General features: G+C 73.0%; 14 protein-coding genes. 9 read left to right on the top strand and 5 right to left on the bottom strand.

The window, feature by feature from the left end:
• The first annotated feature begins 5 nt into the window (after positions 1 to 5).
• Positions 6 to 1,619: an alpha/beta hydrolase gene (locus ACZ6B8_RS08050; RefSeq protein WP_471606646.1), complete on the top strand. Its 1,614-nt coding sequence runs from the start codon at positions 6 to 8 to the stop codon at positions 1,617 to 1,619.
• A 4-nt stretch (positions 1,620 to 1,623) separates the two neighbouring features.
• Here ACZ6B8_RS08050 and hemQ read toward each other — a convergent pair whose 3' ends face one another.
• Together hemQ and hemG are read right to left on the bottom strand one after the other, a co-directional pair.
• Positions 1,624 to 2,352: a hydrogen peroxide-dependent heme synthase gene (hemQ, locus tag ACZ6B8_RS08045; protein WP_471077330.1), complete on the bottom strand. Its 729-nt coding sequence runs from the start codon at positions 2,350 to 2,352 to the stop codon at positions 1,624 to 1,626.
• A gap of 4 nt (positions 2,353 to 2,356) precedes the next feature.
• Positions 2,357 to 3,820 (bottom strand): protoporphyrinogen oxidase, encoded by a 1,464-nt coding sequence (gene hemG / locus ACZ6B8_RS08040; protein WP_471606645.1) that lies wholly within the window; start codon positions 3,818 to 3,820, stop codon positions 2,357 to 2,359.
• Positions 3,821 to 3,945: 125 nt separating this feature from the next.
• Here hemG and ACZ6B8_RS08035 point away from each other — a divergent pair, with 125 nt between their 5' ends.
• Positions 3,946 to 4,950, top strand: a complete 1,005-nt coding sequence (locus ACZ6B8_RS08035; RefSeq protein ID WP_471606644.1) for a DUF4349 domain-containing protein — start codon at positions 3,946 to 3,948, stop codon at positions 4,948 to 4,950.
• A 38-nt stretch (positions 4,951 to 4,988) separates the two neighbouring features.
• The gene (locus ACZ6B8_RS08030; RefSeq protein WP_471606643.1) at positions 4,989 to 6,371 is read left to right on the top strand and encodes an FAD-dependent oxidoreductase; all 1,383 of its coding nucleotides are present in this window, start codon (positions 4,989 to 4,991) and stop codon (positions 6,369 to 6,371) included.
• Positions 6,372 to 6,463: 92 nt separating this feature from the next.
• Here the strand turns inward: ACZ6B8_RS08030 and hemE are convergent, their stop codons facing one another.
• On the bottom strand, positions 6,464 to 7,537 hold the full coding sequence (gene hemE / locus ACZ6B8_RS08025; RefSeq protein WP_471606642.1) for a uroporphyrinogen decarboxylase: 1,074 nt from the start codon (positions 7,535 to 7,537) through the stop codon (positions 6,464 to 6,466).
• Positions 7,538 to 7,622: 85 nt separating this feature from the next.
• Here hemE and ACZ6B8_RS08020 point away from each other — a divergent pair, with 85 nt between their 5' ends.
• The 5 genes from ACZ6B8_RS08020 to ACZ6B8_RS08000 all read left to right on the top strand — a co-directional run bounded on the left by ACZ6B8_RS08020 (position 7,623) and on the right by ACZ6B8_RS08000 (position 14,204).
• Complete coding sequence (locus ACZ6B8_RS08020) at positions 7,623 to 8,285, top strand: DUF3000 domain-containing protein (RefSeq protein WP_471077315.1); 663 nt, start codon at positions 7,623 to 7,625, stop codon at positions 8,283 to 8,285.
• Between the two features lie 265 nt (positions 8,286 to 8,550).
• On the top strand, positions 8,551 to 9,213 hold the full coding sequence (locus ACZ6B8_RS08015; RefSeq protein ID WP_030687574.1) for a response regulator transcription factor: 663 nt from the start codon (positions 8,551 to 8,553) through the stop codon (positions 9,211 to 9,213).
• A gap of 78 nt (positions 9,214 to 9,291) precedes the next feature.
• A complete protein-coding gene (locus ACZ6B8_RS08010) occupies positions 9,292 to 10,569 on the top strand; it encodes an HRDC domain-containing protein (RefSeq protein ID WP_471606641.1) in 1,278 nt (425 codons plus the stop codon).
• A gap of 279 nt (positions 10,570 to 10,848) precedes the next feature.
• Complete coding sequence (locus ACZ6B8_RS08005) at positions 10,849 to 12,075, top strand: thiolase family protein (RefSeq protein WP_471077308.1); 1,227 nt, start codon at positions 10,849 to 10,851, stop codon at positions 12,073 to 12,075.
• A complete protein-coding gene (locus ACZ6B8_RS08000) occupies positions 12,072 to 14,204 on the top strand; it encodes a 3-hydroxyacyl-CoA dehydrogenase NAD-binding domain-containing protein (RefSeq protein ID WP_471606640.1) in 2,133 nt (710 codons plus the stop codon). The genes ACZ6B8_RS08005 and ACZ6B8_RS08000 overlap by 4 nt, the downstream gene beginning before the upstream one ends.
• A 68-nt stretch (positions 14,205 to 14,272) precedes the next feature.
• Here ACZ6B8_RS08000 and ACZ6B8_RS07995 read toward each other — a convergent pair whose 3' ends face one another.
• On the bottom strand, positions 14,273 to 15,343 hold the full coding sequence (locus ACZ6B8_RS07995) for a PLL family lectin (protein WP_471606639.1): 1,071 nt from the start codon (positions 15,341 to 15,343) through the stop codon (positions 14,273 to 14,275).
• Positions 15,344 to 15,422: 79 nt separating this feature from the next.
• Here ACZ6B8_RS07995 and ACZ6B8_RS07990 point away from each other — a divergent pair, with 79 nt between their 5' ends.
• Positions 15,423 to 15,794, top strand: coding sequence for an NTP pyrophosphohydrolase (locus ACZ6B8_RS07990; RefSeq protein WP_471077299.1), 372 nt, complete (start codon positions 15,423 to 15,425; stop codon positions 15,792 to 15,794).
• A gap of 69 nt (positions 15,795 to 15,863) precedes the next feature.
• Here the strand turns inward: ACZ6B8_RS07990 and ACZ6B8_RS07985 are convergent, their stop codons facing one another.
• On the bottom strand, positions 15,864 to 16,934 hold the full coding sequence (locus tag ACZ6B8_RS07985; protein ID WP_471077296.1) for a C40 family peptidase: 1,071 nt from the start codon (positions 16,932 to 16,934) through the stop codon (positions 15,864 to 15,866).

Genomic DNA, 16,934 nt, shown 5'->3' with positions numbered 1-16,934 from the left:
GCGCGATGAGAGCAGCAGCCGTCCGCTACGGAACCGCCGGATCCCTGGTCCTGACCGCCCTCGTCGCCGCCCCCGCGGGGAGCGCGAGCGGCGCCCCGCCCTCCCCCGAGACCTTCGGCACCACCGTCGCCGCCCAGCGCGCCGAGGCCGCCGGGATCCACTGGGGCACCTGCGCCAAGGCCGAGGGCCTTCCGCCGTCCATCAAGTGCGGCACGGTCTCCGTGCCGCTCGACTACGCCCGCCCCGGCGGCGAGCAGATCAGACTGACCGTCAGCCGCACCAAGGCCACCGGCAGGGCGACCGACAAGGCGGCGGGCAAGAAAGCCGCCCGGCAGGGCTCCCTCGTCTACAACCCCGGCGGGCCCGGCGCCTCCGGCACGTACTTCCCGATGGTCGGCATGATGCCCGAGTGGAAGCGCATCGCCGCGGCCTACGACCTGGTCGGCTACGCCCCGCGCGGGGTGGGCCGCTCGGCGCCGCTGTCCTGCGAGGACCCGAAGGCGTACATCAAGGCGCCCACGCAGTCGCCGACCCACCCCGACGAGGCGTACAAGCGCCAGCGTGTCGCGCGGGCCAAGGCGTACGCGCGCGGCTGCGCGGCCCGCAATCCCGGCCTGCGCCACTACACGACCCTGAACAACGCGCGCGACCTGGACGTGCTGCGGGCGGCCCTCGGCGAGCGGAAGCTGACGTTCATGGGCGCCTCGTACGGCACGTACTTCGGGGCGGTCTACGCCACGCTCTTCCCCTCGCACGTGCGCCGCATGGTCTTCGACTCGGCGGTCAACCCCGACCCGCGGCAGATCTGGTACGGCAACAACCTCGACCAGTCGGCGGCCTTCGAGCGGCGCTGGGCGGACTTCCGCGCCTGGGTGGCCAAGCACGACAAGACCTACCACCTGGGCGACACGCCCGAGCGGGTGCTGCGCAGCTACGAGAAGGTCCGCGCCGAGCTGGTCCGGAGGCCGGCGGGCGGCAAGGTCGGCCCCGGTCAGCTGCAGGGCGCCTACCTGAAGGCCGGGTACTACGACGACTACTGGCCGATGCGCGCGGCGGCGCTCTCCGCGTATCTGAAGGGCGACCCGAAGCCGCTGATCGAGCAGGCCGCGCCGGAGCCGAAGTCGGCCGCGGAGGAGGAGAACGGCAACGCCGTCTACACGGCCGTGGAGTGCAACGACGCGGACTGGCCCACCGACTTCGCCACCTGGGACCACGACAACACCCGGCTCGCGCGCGTCGCGCCCTTCGAGACGTGGGACAACGCCTGGATGAACCTGCCGTGCGCCTACTGGAAGGCGCCCCGGCAGCAGCCCGTGGACGTGCGCGCGGCCGGCGGCGAGCTGCCGCCGACGCTGATCCTGGCCGCCGAGCGCGACGCGGCGACGCCCTACGAGGGGGCGCGGGAGCTGAACCGCCGCCTGGAGGGGTCGGTCCTGGTCACCGAGCGGGGCGCGGGCACACACGGCATCGGCGGCGGCCCCAACCAGTGCGTCAACGGGCACCTGGACGCGTATCTCCTGCGCGGCGAGCTCCCCGTGCGGCGCGCGGCGTGCGCACCGCACAAGGAGCCGTCGCCGACGTCCGGGGTCCGCGCCGCGGAACTGCCCCGGGAGCGCTGACCCGCTACGCCAGGCCCGCCACCAGGTCCGCCACGGACTTGCGGCGGCCGGTGTAGAACGGCACCTCTTCACGGACGTGCATCCGGGCCTCGGAGGCACGCAGGTGACGCATGAGGTCGACGATGCGGTAGAGCTCGTCGGCCTCGAAGGCGAGGAGCCACTCGTAGTCGCCGAGCGAGAACGAGGCGACCGTGTTGGCGCGCACGTCGGGGTAGCCGCGGGCCATCATGCCGTGGTCCTTGAGCATGCGGCGGCGGTCCTCGTCGGGCAGCAGGTACCAGTCGTAGGAGCGCACGAAGGGGTAGACGCTGACGTAGTTGCGCGGCGTCTCGTCGGCCAGGAACGCCGGGATGTGCGACTTGTTGAACTCGGCGGGGCGGTGCAGCGCCATGTTCGACCAGACCGGCTCCAGGGCGCGGCCGAGCTTCGTGCGGCGGAAGAGGTTGTAGGCCTCCTGCAGCTCGTCGGACGTCTCGGCGTGCCACCAGATCATGACGTCGGCGTCGGCGCGCAGGCCGGAGACGTCGTAGGTGCCGCGGACGGTGATGTCCTTGGCGGCGAGCCGGTCGAAGAGTTCCTGGACCTCGTCGGCGTAGCCCGCGCGGTCCGTGCCGTCGTCGGGGAGCACGTCTCGCAGCTTGAAGACGGACCACAGGGTGTAGCGGATGACCTCGTTGAGGTCCTTGGCCTTCTTGCCCGCGTTGGGCGTCTTGGCGGGGGCGTCGTCACTCATGGGGCTATTCTCCTCCGCCGCCGTGCAGGCTCTGCACCGGGTCGCGGGTGAGCTCCTCCACACCGGTGAGGTCCCCGGCCAGCTGGTCGACGGCGGCGTGGGCGCTCGCGATGCAGGCCGGGATGCCCACTCCGTCGTAGGCGGCGCCGCACACCGCGAGGCCGGGCAGGGCGGCGACGTGGGCGCGGATGCGGGCCACGCGCGCGTGGTGGCCCACCGGGTACTGCGGCAGGCCGTCGTTCCAGCGGGTGACGCGGGTGGCGACCGGCTCGGCGTCCAGGCCGGTGGCCTCGCGCAGGTCGTGCCGGGAGAGGGCGACGAGTTCGGCGTCGTCACGCTCCAGGATCTCCGTCTCGCGGTGGCGCCCGACGGAGGTGCGCAGGACGAGCAGCTCCGGGTCCTGCCGGTCGATCCAGCCCCACTTGCGGCCGGCGAAGGTGGACGCCTTGATGGTGTGCCCGTCGACGGGCGGCACGAGGAAGCCGCTGCCCTCGGGCAGGTCGGTCTCGCCGCGGCGGTAGGCGAGGGTCATCAGGGCCATGGAGGCGTACTCGACGGCACGCAGCTCGGCCGCGGCGGCGGGCGACTCGGTGTCCAGGAGCTTCGCGGCGGCGGGCGCGGGCAGCGCGACGACGACCGCGTCGGCCTCGTGCCGGCCGTGCTCGGTACTCACGCGCCACCCGTCGGCGGTCCGCCGCACCTCGGTGACCGGTGAGTCGGTGAGGATCTCGGCGCCTCGCGCGCGCAGCGACGCGGCGACGGCGAGCGGCAGTTGCCCGATGCCGCCGTCGATGCCCATGAAGACGGGCCCGGTCTGCCGGCCGCGCGCGGCGCGCGCCTGGATCTCGCGGACGCCCTCGGTGAGGGAGGCGTGGGCGCGGGCCGCCGCGAAGAGCTGCGGGACGGCCGAGCGCATGGAGATGCGGTACGCGTCCCCGGCGTACACCCCGCCGAGCAGCGGCTCCACCAGCCGGTCGACGACCTCGCGGCCGAGGCGCGCGGCGACGTACTCGCCGACGGCGACGTCGTCGCCGACCTCGGTGGGCGGCAGTTCGGCGTCCCGCCCGATGCGGCGCAGGCCTTCCTCGGAGAGGACGCCGGCCAGCGCGGACGCGTCGCCGGGCACGCCCATGACGTGGCCCTTGGGCATGGGGCGCAGGGCGCCGCGGGTCCAGATCGCCGCGGTCGCGGTGGCGGGCGGCTCCAGCAGGCCGCCGAGGCCCACCTCGCGGGCGAGGGCGACGGCTTCGGGGCGGCGGGCGAGCATCGACTCGGCGCCGAGGTCGACGCGGACGCCGGCGATCTCGTCGGCGTGCAGCTTGCCGCCGAGCCGCCCGGAGGCCTCCAGGAGGGTGACCCGGCGCCCGGGGGCCGCGGTGAGCCACCGGTGCGCGGCGGCAAGACCGGCGATCCCGCCCCCGATGACGACGGCGTGGCCCAAACCCGTACGTGTGTCCGCTGCGCGCATGCCCCCACTCTCTCAGACCGGCGAGTCCCGACCGTGACCGCATCGGGACCGGTCGGCAACCACCGTTCCGGCCCTCCGCGACGTCAAAGGAGCATCAGTCACCACGTCCCTCGGGGGGTACGCCGATGCACGCGTCCAGCAGGTCCCTGTCCCGCACTCGTTCCCGTCCTCATTCCCGTCCTCGCAGGGTCCGGGCGCTCTCCGGCCTCCTGTTGGCGGTCGCGCTCGCCGTCACCGGGTGCAGCGCCGGCGGCGACAGCGGGGACAGCGGGGGCGACACGGACGGCAAGGCGGGAGCCTCGGCCGGCGGCAGGAAGGGGGCCGGCGCGCAGCAGGGCCCCGGCGGCGACCGGGCGACGGCCGCGCCCGCCGGCACCCACATCATCCGCACCGCGCGGCTCACCGTCCGGGTCGAGGACGTCCCCCGGGCGCTGGACACGGCACGTAGCGCCGCGGCGGACGCCGGCGGCCTCGTGGGCGACGAGAACACCACCCGCGACGGCAGGGGCCGCGAGCGCTCCCGTGTCGTCCTGCGCGTCCCGCAGGACGAGTACGAGGAGGTCCTCGACGCGCTCTCCGGCACCGGCAGGCTGATCGGCCGCGAGGCGAAGGCGCAGGACGTCACGGACCGGGTCGTCGACGTGGAGAGCCGCGTCGCGTCGCAGCGGGCGAGCGTGGCCCGGGTGCGGAAGCTGATGGACAAGGCGACGAAGCTGAGTGACGTGGTCGCCCTGGAGGGCGAGCTGAGCACCCGCCAGTCCGACCTGGAGGCGCTGCTCGCCCAGCGCTCCTCCCTGAAGGACCGCACGACCATGGCGACCATCACGCTCTCGCTCACCGAGAACGCGGCGGCGAAGGGGGCCGCCGAGGACGACGACCCGTCGTTCACGGACGCCCTCGCGGGCGGCTGGGACGCGTTCGTCACGACGCTGCGGTGGATCGGCGTCGTGCTGGCCGCGGTGCTGCCGTTCACGGCCGTCGCCGCGCTGCTGCTCCTGTTGTGGCTGCGGGTGGTCCGCCCGCGCCTGCCGCGCCGGGCGACGGCGGCCCCGGCTCCCGTCGGTGCGCCGGCTCCCCCCGCCCCGCCGGCGCCGCGGGCCGCCACCGGCCGTCGCGACGACGGGGATTGAGCGCCGTGCCGCCCGCCCCCGCGCCGTAGCGTGTCCGTATGAGCAGCACACGGGAACGACTGGTGATCATCGGGGGCGACGCGGCGGGCATGTCCGCCGCGTCGCAGGCGCGCAGGCTCAAGGGCCCCGACGAGCTGGAGATCGTGGCGTTCGAGCGGGGCCACTTCACCTCGTACTCCGCCTGCGGCATCCCCTACTGGGTGGGCGGCGACGTGGCGGAGCGGGACGACCTCGTCGCGCGCTCGCCCGAGCAGCACCGCGAGCGGGCGATCGATCTGCGGATGCGCACGGAGGTGGTGCGGCTCGACGTGCCGGGCCGCCGCGTCCTCGCCCGTGACCTGGACGCGGGCGAGGAGTACTGGACCGCGTACGACAAGCTCGTCATCGCCACCGGCGCGCGTCCCGTCCGCCCGCCGCTGCCCGGCATCGACGCGCCCGGCGTGCACGGGGTGCAGACCCTGGACGACGGCCAGGCCCTGCTCGACACGCTGGCCGGCACCTCCGGGCGGCGGGCGGTGGTGATCGGCGCGGGGTACATCGGCGTCGAGATGGCCGAGGCGCTGATCAAGCGCGGTTACGAGGTGACGGTCGTCAACCGCGGCAAGGAGCCCATGTCGACGCTCGACCCGGACATGGGGTGCCTGGTGCACGACGCCATGACGGGTCTGGGCATCACCATGGTGAACGGCGCCGAGGTCACCAAGATCCTCACCGGTGACGACGGTCGCGTCGCCGCGGTCGCCACGCAGGACGCCGAGTACCCGGCGGACGTGGTGGTGCTCGGCATCGGCGTGCGCCCCGAGACCACGCTCGCCCGCGAGGCGGGGCTGCCGCTCGGCGCGTACGGCGGGCTGCTCACCGACCTGGCGATGCGGGTGCGGGGGTACGACGACATCTGGGCGGGCGGGGACTGCGTCGAGGTCCTCGACCTGGTGTCGGGGCGCGAGCGGCACATCGCCCTCGGCACCCACGCCAACAAGCACGGCCAGGTCATCGGCTCGAACGCGGGCGGCGGTTACGCGACCTTCCCCGGCGTCGTCGGCACGGCCGTCAGCAAGGTGTGCGACCTGGAGATCGCCCGCACCGGACTGCGCGAGAAGGACGCGGCGGCCGCCGGACTGCGGTTCGTCACGGTGACCGTCGAGTCGACGAGCCGGGCCGGTTACTACCCGGGCGCGGCCCTGATGACGGTGAAGATGCTCGCCGAGCGGCGCACCGGGCGGCTCCTCGGCGTGCAGATCGTCGGCCGCGAGGGGGCGGGCAAGCGCGTCGACGTGGCGGCCGTCGCGCTCACGGCGCAGATGACGGTCGAGCAGATGACGGCGCTCGACCTCGGGTACGCGCCGCCGTTCTCCCCCGTGTGGGACCCGGTCCTGGTGGCGGCGCGCAAGGCGGTGGCGGCGGTGCGCTCCGAGCGCTGAGCAGCGCGGTGCGCTGCGACCGCCGAGCCCGGAAAGGGTCCCCGCCCACCTGGGCAGGGACCCTTTTCGGACATCTTTTGGACGGGCTCCGTTCAGACGGCCGTGCGCGTGTGCACGTAGTCCACGAGGCGGGTCAGCGCCTCCGGGTCCGTCGTCGGCAGGACGCCGTGCCCGAGGTTGAAGATGTGCCCCTCGAGCCCCTTCGCGGCGGCGAGCACCTCGTCGGTCCTGGTCTCGACGGCCTCGCGGGTGGAGAAGAGGACGGCCGGGTCGAGGTTGCCCTGGATCGCCTTGCCGGGCCCGACGCGGCGCGCGGCCTCGTCCAGCGGCACCCGCCAGTCGGCGCCCACCACATCGGCGCCGGCCTCGCCCATCAGACCGAGCAGCTCGCCCGTGCCGACGCCGAAGTGGATGCGGGGCACGCCGTAGGAGGCGACGGCGTCGAAGACCTTGACGGACGCGGGCATCACCGAGCGGCGGTAGTCGGCGGGCGACAGCGCGCCCACCCACGAGTCGAAGAGCTGCACGGCGCTCGCGCCCGCCTCGATCTGCACCTTCAGGAAGGCGGCGGTGATCTCCGCGAGCCGGTCGAGCAGGTCGGCCCAGAGCTGCGGGTCGCCGTACATGAGCGCCTTGGTGTGCTCGTGGTTGCGGCTGGGGCCGCCCTCGACGAGGTAGCTCGCGAGGGTGAAGGGCGCGCCGGCGAACCCGATGAGCGGCGTCGCGCCGAGCTCGGCGGTGAGCATCCCCATCGCCTCGGTGACGTAGTGGACGTCGTCGGGCGTGAGGTCCCGCAGCTGCGCGAGGTCGGCGCGGGTGCGGATCGGTTTCTCGACGACGGGGCCGACGCCCGGCTTGATGTCGAGGTCGATGCCGATCGCCTTGAGCGGGACGACGATGTCGCTGAAGTAGATCGCGGCGTCCACGTTGTGGCGGCGCACCGGCTGCAGCGTGATCTCGGTGACGAGGTCGGGGCGCATGCAGGACTCCAGCATGGCGGTGCCCTCGCGCACCTTGCGGTACTCGGGAAGTGAGCGCCCCGCCTGCCGCATGAACCAGACCGGCGTGTGCGGCACGGCCTCGCGCCTGCACGCCTTCATGAAGGGGGAGTCGTACGTCGCTGCGTTCTGCCGGCCCTCGGGGCCTCGGCTGTCATTGGCACTCACGCGGAAAGTCTCGCACGTTGACCGAGAACGCCCTCACGGGTGTCTCTCCCTGCGCGAAGGCGCCGTTCCCCTTAACCTTCCCCGCATGGCTGCGGCTCAGGGACAACGGTCGGACGGCGCTGGCGAGATGGAGAGTTCGGAGGAGAAGGTGGCGGATTCTGCTCCGCCGCCCTTTCGCGCGGCGGTCGAGGCGCTGCGGGGGGCACGGCTTCGGCCGGAGATCGAGATCGATCCGACCCGGCCGCCGAAGCGGCTCGCGCCGTACGCGTACGCGGTGGAGGCGGCGGTCGTCGAGGACGAGGAGGACCTCGCGGACGGGCGGCTCGTGCTGCTGCACGATCCGGCGGGGCACGACGCCTGGAAGGGAACTTTCCGCCTGGTCACGCTGGTGCGGGCGGAGCTCGAACCGGAGATGGCGGCGGATCCGCTGCTGCCGGAGGTGTGCTGGTCGTGGCTGACCGGAGCGCTGCAGGCGCGCGGGCTCGCTGCGGGCGAGGCGAGCGGCACGGTGACCCGGGCGGGCTCGCACTACTTCGGCGGTCTGTCGGAGCGGCCGCCCGCCTCGCAGATCGAGATCCGCGCCTCGTGGACGCCGCGGGAGGCGGCGGGCGGGGTGCCGGACACCGGCGCCCATCTGGCGGCGTGGTGCGATCTGCTCTGCCAGATCGCGGGGCTGCCGCCGGTGGGGCCGGGCGGCGACGGTTCGGTGGTCTCGCTGCCCCAGCGACGCGGGCCGCTCTCCCCCTGAAGCCCCGTCATCCGTCTTCCTCTCCCCGCGGCCTCGTGCCGCGGGGTTTGTCCGCGTGGGGGTCACCCGTAAGAGGGCGTGTTCGGTTTGATCTTCGGATGATCGAGCGCGTGTCCGAATTGCCCCAATTCTCTCTCACCAAATCGTGATCATTCCCTAAAGGCGGATGCGATTGGTGCCGAAGAGGTTTGTGACCTTGAAAGCACGGTTCGTCCCGGCTTCATCCCCGAGCCGGCCCCTCCCGTCCCCCCACCCAGGAGGCCTGGTGTCCGTTCTCCTCGAGCAGCCCGCAAGCCTGGTCGCCTACCGCCCGAACAAGCCGACCGCCATGGTCGTCGTGGCCGACCCCCGCGTCCGTTCCACCGTCACCCGCCACCTGTGGGCGCTCGGTGTACGCGACGTCATCGAGGCCTCGTCGATCGCGGAGGCTCGTCCCCGCATCGGCAACCCCCGGGACATCTGCGTCGCAGACGTCCACCTCCCCGACGGCTCCGGCCTCACGCTCCTCTCCGAAACCCGTGCCGCGGGCTGGCCGAACGGCCTCGCCCTCTCCGCCGCCGACGACATCGGCGCCGTGCGCAACGCCCTCGCGGGCGGCGTCAAGGGCTATGTCGTCACCGGCACCCGTACGAACGTCGGACTCCCCACCCGCCCCGGCGCGGCTCCGATCGGCTCGGCCGCCGCCCGTATGCACCGCCGCCCTCCGGGCGCCCCGAGCCACCCCGGCGGCTACCGCGAGCTCTCCGGCCGCGAGGTCGAGGTGCTGCGGCTGGTCGCCGAGGGCCAGTCCAACAAGGCCATCGGCGTCTCGATGGGCCTGTCCGCCCTGACCGTGAAGAGCCACCTCGCGAGGATCGCGCGCAAGCTCGGCACGGGTGACAGAGCCGGGATGGTGGCGGTGGCGCTGCGTACCGGCATCATCCACTGACTCATTTACACCCCTCAGGCGCCCGTCGACGGAACGTTCCGTCGACGGGCGCTGTCCATACACAGATACCCTTGACAGGTGACCGACGCCCAAGAGACCGCAGCAGACAGCTCACTGCGCACCACCGGAGGCGCCCCTCCGGACGACGACGGCCTCTCTTCCGAAGGGTTGCCGATCCCCCTCCTCGAGCCGCGTGACGGCATTCCGCCGGTGATCGCCGACGAGGAGTCCCTCGCCGCGACGGTGGCCGCCTTCGCGGCGGGCACCGGCCCCGTGGCCGTCGACGCCGAGCGCGCGTCCGGCTACCGGTACGGCCAGCGCGCCTATCTCGTCCAGCTCCGCCGGGAGGGCGCGGGCACCGCTCTCGTCGACCCTGTCGCCTGCCCCGACCTCTCCGCCCTCGGCGCGGCCCTCGCCGACACCGAGTGGGTGCTGCACGCCGCCACCCAGGACCTGCCGTGCCTGCGGGAGATAGGCATGGTTCCGTCGCGGATCTTCGACACGGAGCTCGCGGGCCGGCTCGCCGGGTTCCCGCGGGTGGGGCTCGGCGCGATGGTCGAGGGCGTCCTCGGCTACGTCCTGGAGAAGGGCCACTCCGCCGTCGACTGGTCGACCCGGCCGCTCCCCGAGCCCTGGCTGCGGTACGCCGCGCTCGACGTGGAGCTCCTCGTCGACCTGCGCGACGCCCTGGAGAAGGAGCTCGACCGGCAGGGGAAGCTGGAGTGGGCCCGCGAGGAGTTCGACGCCATCGCCTCCGCGCCGCCCGCGCCGCCCCGCAAGGACCCCTGGCGCCGCACGTCCGGCATGCACAAGGTGCGCAGGCGCCGGCAGATGGCGGTCGTCCGTGAACTGTGGACCGCCCGCGACCGGATCGCGCAGCGCCGTGACGTGTCGCCCGGCAAGGTGCTCGGCGACGGGGCGATCGTCGAGGCCGCGCTCGCGCTGCCGCCCAACGTGCACGCCCTCGCCGGGCTCGCCGGCTTCGGGCACCGCATGGGGCGGCGCCAGCTGGAGCAGTGGCAGGCCGCCGTCGACCGCGCCAAGGAGCTGCCGGACGCGGAGCTTCCGCAGCCGGGCCAGGCGGTCACCGGACCGCCGCCGCCCCGGTCCTGGGCGGATCGCGACCCGGCCGCCGCGGCGCGGCTCTCCGCGGCGCGGGCGGCGATCTCGGCGCTCGCCGAGAGCCTGAACATGCCGCAGGAGAACCTGATCACTCCGGACACGGTCCGCCGCGTCTGCTGGGAGCCGCCGGCCCGGCTGGATGAGGAGTCCGTGGCCGCGGCCCTCGCGGGCCACGGCGCCCGCCGCTGGCAGATCGCCCAGGTCGCCCCGGCCCTGGTGGAGGCGCTCGGCTGACGCGGCCCGGTCCCGCCCACCTGTCCCGCCGCGCGGCGGAGCACGCACACCCACCCGCCCCGTTCACCCCGCACCGCCGGGGGAACGAGGCGGGTGGGTGTTTCCGTGTGCGCTCCACCGAGCGGCGCGGCGCTCCCTCCCCCCGCTCGGGCACCCGGCGGGCAAGTGTGACCTTCGCCTCGCGAGACCGGCCCTTGGCCACATAGTTACCGACAAGTAGCATGACCTGAGGAAGCGCGCCGCAGGTGTGGCGCAACCGCACCCTGGAGGAGAGCCATCGTGCCTCGTACCGTCAGGGACGTCGTCTTCGTGGATGGCGTCCGCACCCCGTTCGGCAAGGCGGGCCCGAAGGGCATCTACCACGAGACCCGTGCTGATGACCTCGTCGTGAAGGCCATCCGGGAGCTGCTGCGCCGGAACCCTGACCTCGACCCCGCCAAGATCGACGAGGTCGCCATCGCCGCGACCACGCAGATCGGCGACCAGGGTCTGACGATCGGCCGCACCGCCGGCATCCTGGCCGGGCTGCCGCAGTCCGTGCCCGGCTACTCCATCGACCGCATGTGCGCCGGCGCGCTGACCGCCGTGACCTCGGTCGCGGGCAGCGTCGCCTTCGGCGCGTACGACATCGCCGTGGCCGGCGGCGTCGAGCACATGGGCCGCCACCCCATGGGTGAGGGCGTCGACCCCAACCCGCGGTTCGTGAGCGAGAAGCTCGTCGACGAGTCCGCCCTGTTCATGGGCATGACCGCCGAGAACCTGCACGACCGCTACCCGAGCATCACCAAGCAGCGCGCCGACGAGTACGCCGTGCGCTCCCAGGAGAAGGCCGCCAAGGCGTACGCCGACGGCAAGATCCAGGCCGACCTGGTGCCGATCTCCGTGCGGCGCACCAACGAGGAGGCCGGCGAGACCGGCTGGGGCCTCGCCACCGCCGACGAGCCGATGCGTCCGGGCACCACCCTGGAGAGCCTCGCCGGGCTGAAGACGCCGTTCCGTACCCACGGCCGCGTCACCGCGGGCAACGCCGCCGGTCTCAACGACGGCGCCACCGCCTCCCTCATCGCCTCCGAGGAGTTCGCGCGGGAGAACGGCCTGCCGGTCAAGATGCGGCTCGTGTCGTACTCCTTCGCGGGTGTCGAGCCGGAGGTCATGGGCTACGGCCCGATCCCGGCCACGGAGAAGGCGCTCGCCAAGGCGGGCCTGGCCATCTCCGACATCGGTCTCTTCGAGATCAACGAGGCCTTCGCCGTGCAGGTGCTCGCCTTCCTGGAGCACTACGGCATCGCCGACGACGACGCGCGCGTCAACCAGTACGGCGGCGCCATCGCGTTCGGCCACCCGCTCGCCTCCTCGGGCGTGCGCCTGATGACGCAGCTGGCGCGGCAGTTCGAGGAGCAGCCGGAGGTCCGCTACGGCCTCACGACCATGTGTGTCGGCTTCGGCATGGGCGCCACGGTCATCTGGGAGAACCCGAACCACAAGGACGCCGGAGGCGACAAGTGAGCACCACCACCGCTGAGCTTCTGAAGGGTGCGGCCGAGCTGTTCCCGGACGAGGTCGTCACGCAGGCGCACGTACGCCACCTCGACCTCCCCCACGGTGCGGGCCGCTTCGCCCTCATCACCCTGGACAACGGCTTCGACCACACCAAGCCGACCACCTTCGGGCCCGGCTCGCTGGCGAACCTCAACGCCGCGATCGACCAGGTCGAGAAGGAGGCCTCCGAGGGCACGATCGTCGGCGTCGGGATCACCGGCAAGCCGTTCATCTTCGCCGTCGGCGCCGACCTCAAGGGCGTCGAGCTGCTGAAGCACCACGAGGACGCGCTGGCCATCGGCAAGGGCGGCCATGAGGTCTTCAAGCGCCTCTCCGGCCTCGCCGTGCCGACCTTCGCGTACTACAACGGCGCGGCGATGGGCGGTGGCGTCGAGGTCGGTCTGCACTGCTCCTACCGCACCGTCTCCAAGGCGCTGCCCGCGTTCTCGCTGCCCGAGGTCTTCCTCGGCCTGGTCCCCGGCTGGGGCGGCTGCGCGCTGCTGCCGAACCTGATCGGCGCCGACAAGGCCGTCTCGGTCATCATCGAGAACTCGCTCAACCAGAACCGTCAGCTCAAGGGCAAGCAGGTCTTCGAGCTCGGCATCGCCGACGCGCTCTTCGAGGGCGCGGACTTCCTGGAGCAGTCGCTGATCTGGACGGCCTCCGTCCTGAACGGCTCGGTCACGGTGGAGCGCCCCGAGATCGACCGCGGCGAGGGCTGGGACGCCGCCGTGGCGCGCGGCCGTGCCATCGCGGACTCCAAGGTGCACGGCGCCGCCCCGGCCGCCTACCGCGCCCTGGAGATCATCGCGGCCGCCAAGGACGGCGACCTGCAGCAGGGCTTCGACGCCGAGGACGTCGCGCTCGCCGACCTCATCATGGGCGGTGAACTGCGCGCGGGCATCTACTCGTTCAACCTGGTGCAGAAGCGCGCCAAGCGCCCCGCCGGCGCCCCGGACAAGAACCTGGCGCGCCCGGTCACCAAGGTCGGCGTCGTCGGCGCCGGTCTGATGGCCTCGCAGCTGGCCCTGCTCTTCCTGCGCCGCCTGGAGGTGCCGGTCGTGCTGACCGACATCGACCAGGAGCGCGTCGACAAGGGCGTGGGCTACGTCCACGAGGAGATCGACAAGCTGCTCCTCAAGGGCCGGATCAACCAGGACAAGGCCAACCGTCTCAAGGCGCTGGTCTCCGGTGTCCTGGACAAGGCCGAGGGCTTCTCCGACGCCGACTTCATCATCGAGGCGGTCTTCGAGGAGATCGGCGTCAAGCAGCAGGTGTTCGCCGAGGTCGAGGCGGTCGCCCCGGCGCACGCGATCCTCGCGACGAACACCTCCTCGCTCTCGGTGTCCGAGATGGCGTCGAAGCTGAAGCACCCCGAGCGGGTCGTCGGCTTCCACTTCTTCAACCCGGTCGCGATCCTGCCGCTCCTGGAGATCGTGCGCGGCGAGCGGACCGACGACGCGTCGCTGGCCACGGCCTTCGGTGTCGCCAAGAAGCTGAAGAAGACCGCGGTGCTGGTGAAGGACGCCCCGGCGTTCGTCGTGAACCGCATCCTCACCCGCTTCATGGGCGAGATCCAGAACGTCATCGACGAGGGCACCCCGGTCGCCGTCGCCGAGAAGGCCGTCGAGCCGCTCGGTCTGCCGATGTCGCCGCTGGTCCTGCTGGAGCTGGTCGGCCCGGCCATCGGTCTGCACGTCTCGGAGACCCTCAACCGGTCCTTCCCCGACCGCTTCACCGTCTCGCCGAATCTCGCGGCCGTCGTCAAGGCGGGCAAGCGTGGCTTCTACGTGTACGACAGCGGCAAGCCGGAGCTCGACCCCGAGGTCGCCGCGCTCCTCAAGCAGGGCGACTCCGTCCTGACCGAGGAGCAGGTCCGCGACCGCGTGCTCGACGCGGTGGCGCAGGAGATCGGGCTCATGCTCGACGAGGGTGTCGTCGCCGAGGCACAGGACATCGACCTCTGCCTGATCACCGGCGCGGGCTGGCCCTTCCACCTGGGCGGCATCACGCCGTACCTGGACCGTGAGGGCGTCAGCGAGCGCGTCAACGGCAAGCGTTTCCTGGCGCCGGGCGTGGCGAGCGTCCCGGCGTAACCTGCGCCGCACGCCTCAACGGCAGTGGGCCGTACGGGAGTTGTCCCGTACGGCCCACTGCCGTCTGGTCACACCCGGGTCCACGCCTCCAGCGCCAGGCCCGGCTCCGTCTTCTGGCGGGCGAGGCGCAGCGTGCCGTCGAGGCCGATCGCCGCCATGACCACCCGGCCGCGCGCGTCGAGCGCCAACGACGGGGCGCCCAGGCACGGTTCGCCGGTCTCGGCCCACCACAGGCCCGCCCCCTCGTCCTCCGTGGGGAACGCCGCGAGCGCCGGGCGCCCGCCGGCCGTGCGGTGCGCGAGGACGGTGCAGTCGTGGCCGTCGACGGTGGTCCGCACGGCCGCCGTGGGGCCGGTGCCGGGCGCGCCGCCGAGCGGCACCGCGGCGCCGCCGTCCGCCGGGCGGTGGGCGAGGACGCCGTCGCCGAGGGCGTCGGCCGCGTAGTACGTGAGGCGGTCGGGGCCGGTCTCCAGGACGGTGCCGGAGCCGGGGACCGGGGCCAGGGGGACGTCGGCGGCGCGCTCCAGCTCGCCGCCCTGGCTCTGCTGGGCCCAGCGCAGGGTGGCCTTGCCGGACGGGGCGAGGAGCTCCACGCGGCCCGTCGACGTGGCGAGCGCGGCGATGCCGTCCAGGGTGTCGCGGACCTTGAGGTCCTTCCACCCCTCCCACTTGCCGCCCTTGCCCTCGCGGCGCGTCCGGACGCTGCCGATCGCGTCCCGCACGAAGACGTGGACGGTGCCGGCGGCGTCCACCGCGGCGGCGGGGGCGCCGAGCGACGGGGCGCGGTCGAGGCGCTTGGTGTGCGGGTTGCCGAGCGAGCGCCAGTCCATGAGCGGCCGGCCCGACTGGTACTGGATGGAGTGCATGATCTCGACGACGGGCTCCCCCGCCGCCTCCCGCCGCTCCCTGCGGCCCAGGAAGTGCACGTACCCGTCGTCGCCCTGGGCGAGGGTGAGACAGGTCAGGTCGGGCGCCTCGAAGAAGTCGGGGCCGCTCCAGCCGGGGCCGCCGGGCCGCTCCTCCGTCCAGCGCAGCAGCCCTCCCCCGGCCCGGGCGTAGGCGGCCAGCCGGCCGTCCCGGCCGCGCAGCAGCCAGCGGGCGGTGTCCGGGGCACCGGTGCTGGTGGACCTCGACGGCATGGTTCGGCGCCTCCCCTTCCACGATCACGCCCACGGTCACGGACGCACAGCGTTTTGCCTATTAGTTTACGTTTGCCGCATGAGAACTCTCGTCGTCGTCGATGCAGCGAACGTCGTCGGATCCGTGCCCGACGGCTGGTGGAAGGACCGCCGCGGGGCGGCCGAGCGGCTGCGGGACTCGCTCGTCCCGTACGCCGCGGACGGGCTGCCCGGACACCCGGGCCCGGTGGACCTGGTGCTCGTCGTCGAGGGGGCGGCCCGGGATGTGGAGTCGGTGCCCGGCGTACGGGTGGAGAGCGCCTCCGGCAGCGGTGACGACCGCATCGTGGAGGTGGCGGCAGGGGCGGCGGGCCGGCCGTGCGTGGTGGTCACGGCCGACCGCGAGCTGCGCCGCAGGGTCGGTGAGGTGGGCGCAGAATGCACGGGCCCAAGGGCGGTCCGCGCCCCGTGAGGGGCGCGGGGAACTGCGCGACCGGCCCCCACCGGCCCGCAGCCGGTGAACCGCCCGCCCGGCGAAGCGCTAAAGTCGCTTCGCGCTGCGCAGCGTGGAGGCGTAGTAGCCGTTGCCGTCCAGGCGCGACGTGCCGCCCTTGTCGCCGATCGTCGGCCCGTTGACCTCCTCGCGGCTGGAGATGAAGATCTTGTGGCCGTCCGCGTCGTGGCCGAGGAAGATGCCGACGTGGTCGAGGCGCTGCTTGGTGCGGGCGTCGAGCTTGAAGAAGAGCAGGTCGCCGGGTTGCACCACGTCGATCGACTTGGGGCGGTCGGCCGTGCTGATCCCCTTGAGCGGGATGACGTCCGTGCCCGCCTTGCCGCGCGCCATGCCGTTGGCGGTGCGGGGCAGGCCGTCGCCCGCCTGGTCGTTGGCCATCAGGGGGTAGCGGGCGCGGTAGCCGAAGACGGTGCGGACGAAGCCGGAGCAGTCCATGGACCGGGCCCGGGCCTTCTCCGGCTGCATGGTCGTGCCGTTGCGGAAGGTGTACGGGATGCCGAGGTAGTCGAAGAAGTCGGACTGCTCCAGGCGCAGGTCGTTGCCCGAGCTGCCTTCGGGGTTGAGCGGGCCGAAGTTGGCGTCGCCGGCGTAGGCGATGCCCTCGTCGTCCTTCTTGGTCGGAGCGCCCTCGATGTACTGGAAGGCCATCGCGAAGATGTCGTCCTCCTCGCTGCCGGAGAACTCCTTGTACCAGTCCTTGAACCACTTCTCCTTCTCCGCGCCCTCGCGCCAGTTCTCCGGCATCAGCCGCACCCAGTCGTTGGTCACGACCCGGGACTTGGTGTTGGCGGGCTCGGAGAAGGTGCGGCTCGGGCCGGTCAGGGTCGCGGTGCGGGCGCCGTCGGTGAACGTGGCGAGGACCTTGCCGCTCTCGGTGCGCAGCACGGAGCGGTCGGGGCCCTTCAGGCGCTCCCACTTCTGCTTCCCGCCGCTCTGCCCGGTGCTGCTGTGCAGCCCGGGGGTGTCGGTGACGGCCTGCACCTTCGGCGCCTTGGCCTCCTCGTCCTTGCGCAGTTCCACGGTCAGGTAGGCGCTGCCCGCCAGCAGGGCGAGCACGGTCGCCGCGTGCACGACGGGACGCTTCTTCTTGGGCGGCAT

Source organism: Streptomyces sp. NPDC041122 (assembly GCF_055592445.1).
This window is presented reverse-complemented; position numbering and strand designations above follow the sequence as displayed.

Excerpts from the sequence above, each read along its gene's own strand:
- ACZ6B8_RS08050 (WP_471606646.1), top strand. The coding sequence starts at position 6 with ATGAGAGCAGCAGCCGTCCGCTACGGAACCGCCGGATCCCTGGTCCTG.
- hemQ (WP_471077330.1), bottom strand. The coding sequence starts at position 2,352 with ATGAGTGACGACGCCCCCGCCAAGACGCCCAACGCGGGCAAGAAGGCC.
- hemG (WP_471606645.1), bottom strand. The coding sequence starts at position 3,820 with ATGCGCGCAGCGGACACACGTACGGGTTTGGGCCACGCCGTCGTCATC.
- ACZ6B8_RS08035 (WP_471606644.1), top strand. The coding sequence starts at position 3,946 with ATGCACGCGTCCAGCAGGTCCCTGTCCCGCACTCGTTCCCGTCCTCAT.
- ACZ6B8_RS08030 (WP_471606643.1), top strand. The coding sequence starts at position 4,989 with ATGAGCAGCACACGGGAACGACTGGTGATCATCGGGGGCGACGCGGCG.
- ACZ6B8_RS08020 (WP_471077315.1), top strand. The coding sequence starts at position 7,623 with ATGGCTGCGGCTCAGGGACAACGGTCGGACGGCGCTGGCGAGATGGAG.
- ACZ6B8_RS07995 (WP_471606639.1), bottom strand. The coding sequence starts at position 15,343 with ATGCCGTCGAGGTCCACCAGCACCGGTGCCCCGGACACCGCCCGCTGG.
- ACZ6B8_RS07990 (WP_471077299.1), top strand. The coding sequence starts at position 15,423 with ATGAGAACTCTCGTCGTCGTCGATGCAGCGAACGTCGTCGGATCCGTG.
- ACZ6B8_RS07985 (WP_471077296.1), bottom strand. The coding sequence starts at position 16,934 with ATGCCGCCCAAGAAGAAGCGTCCCGTCGTGCACGCGGCGACCGTGCTC.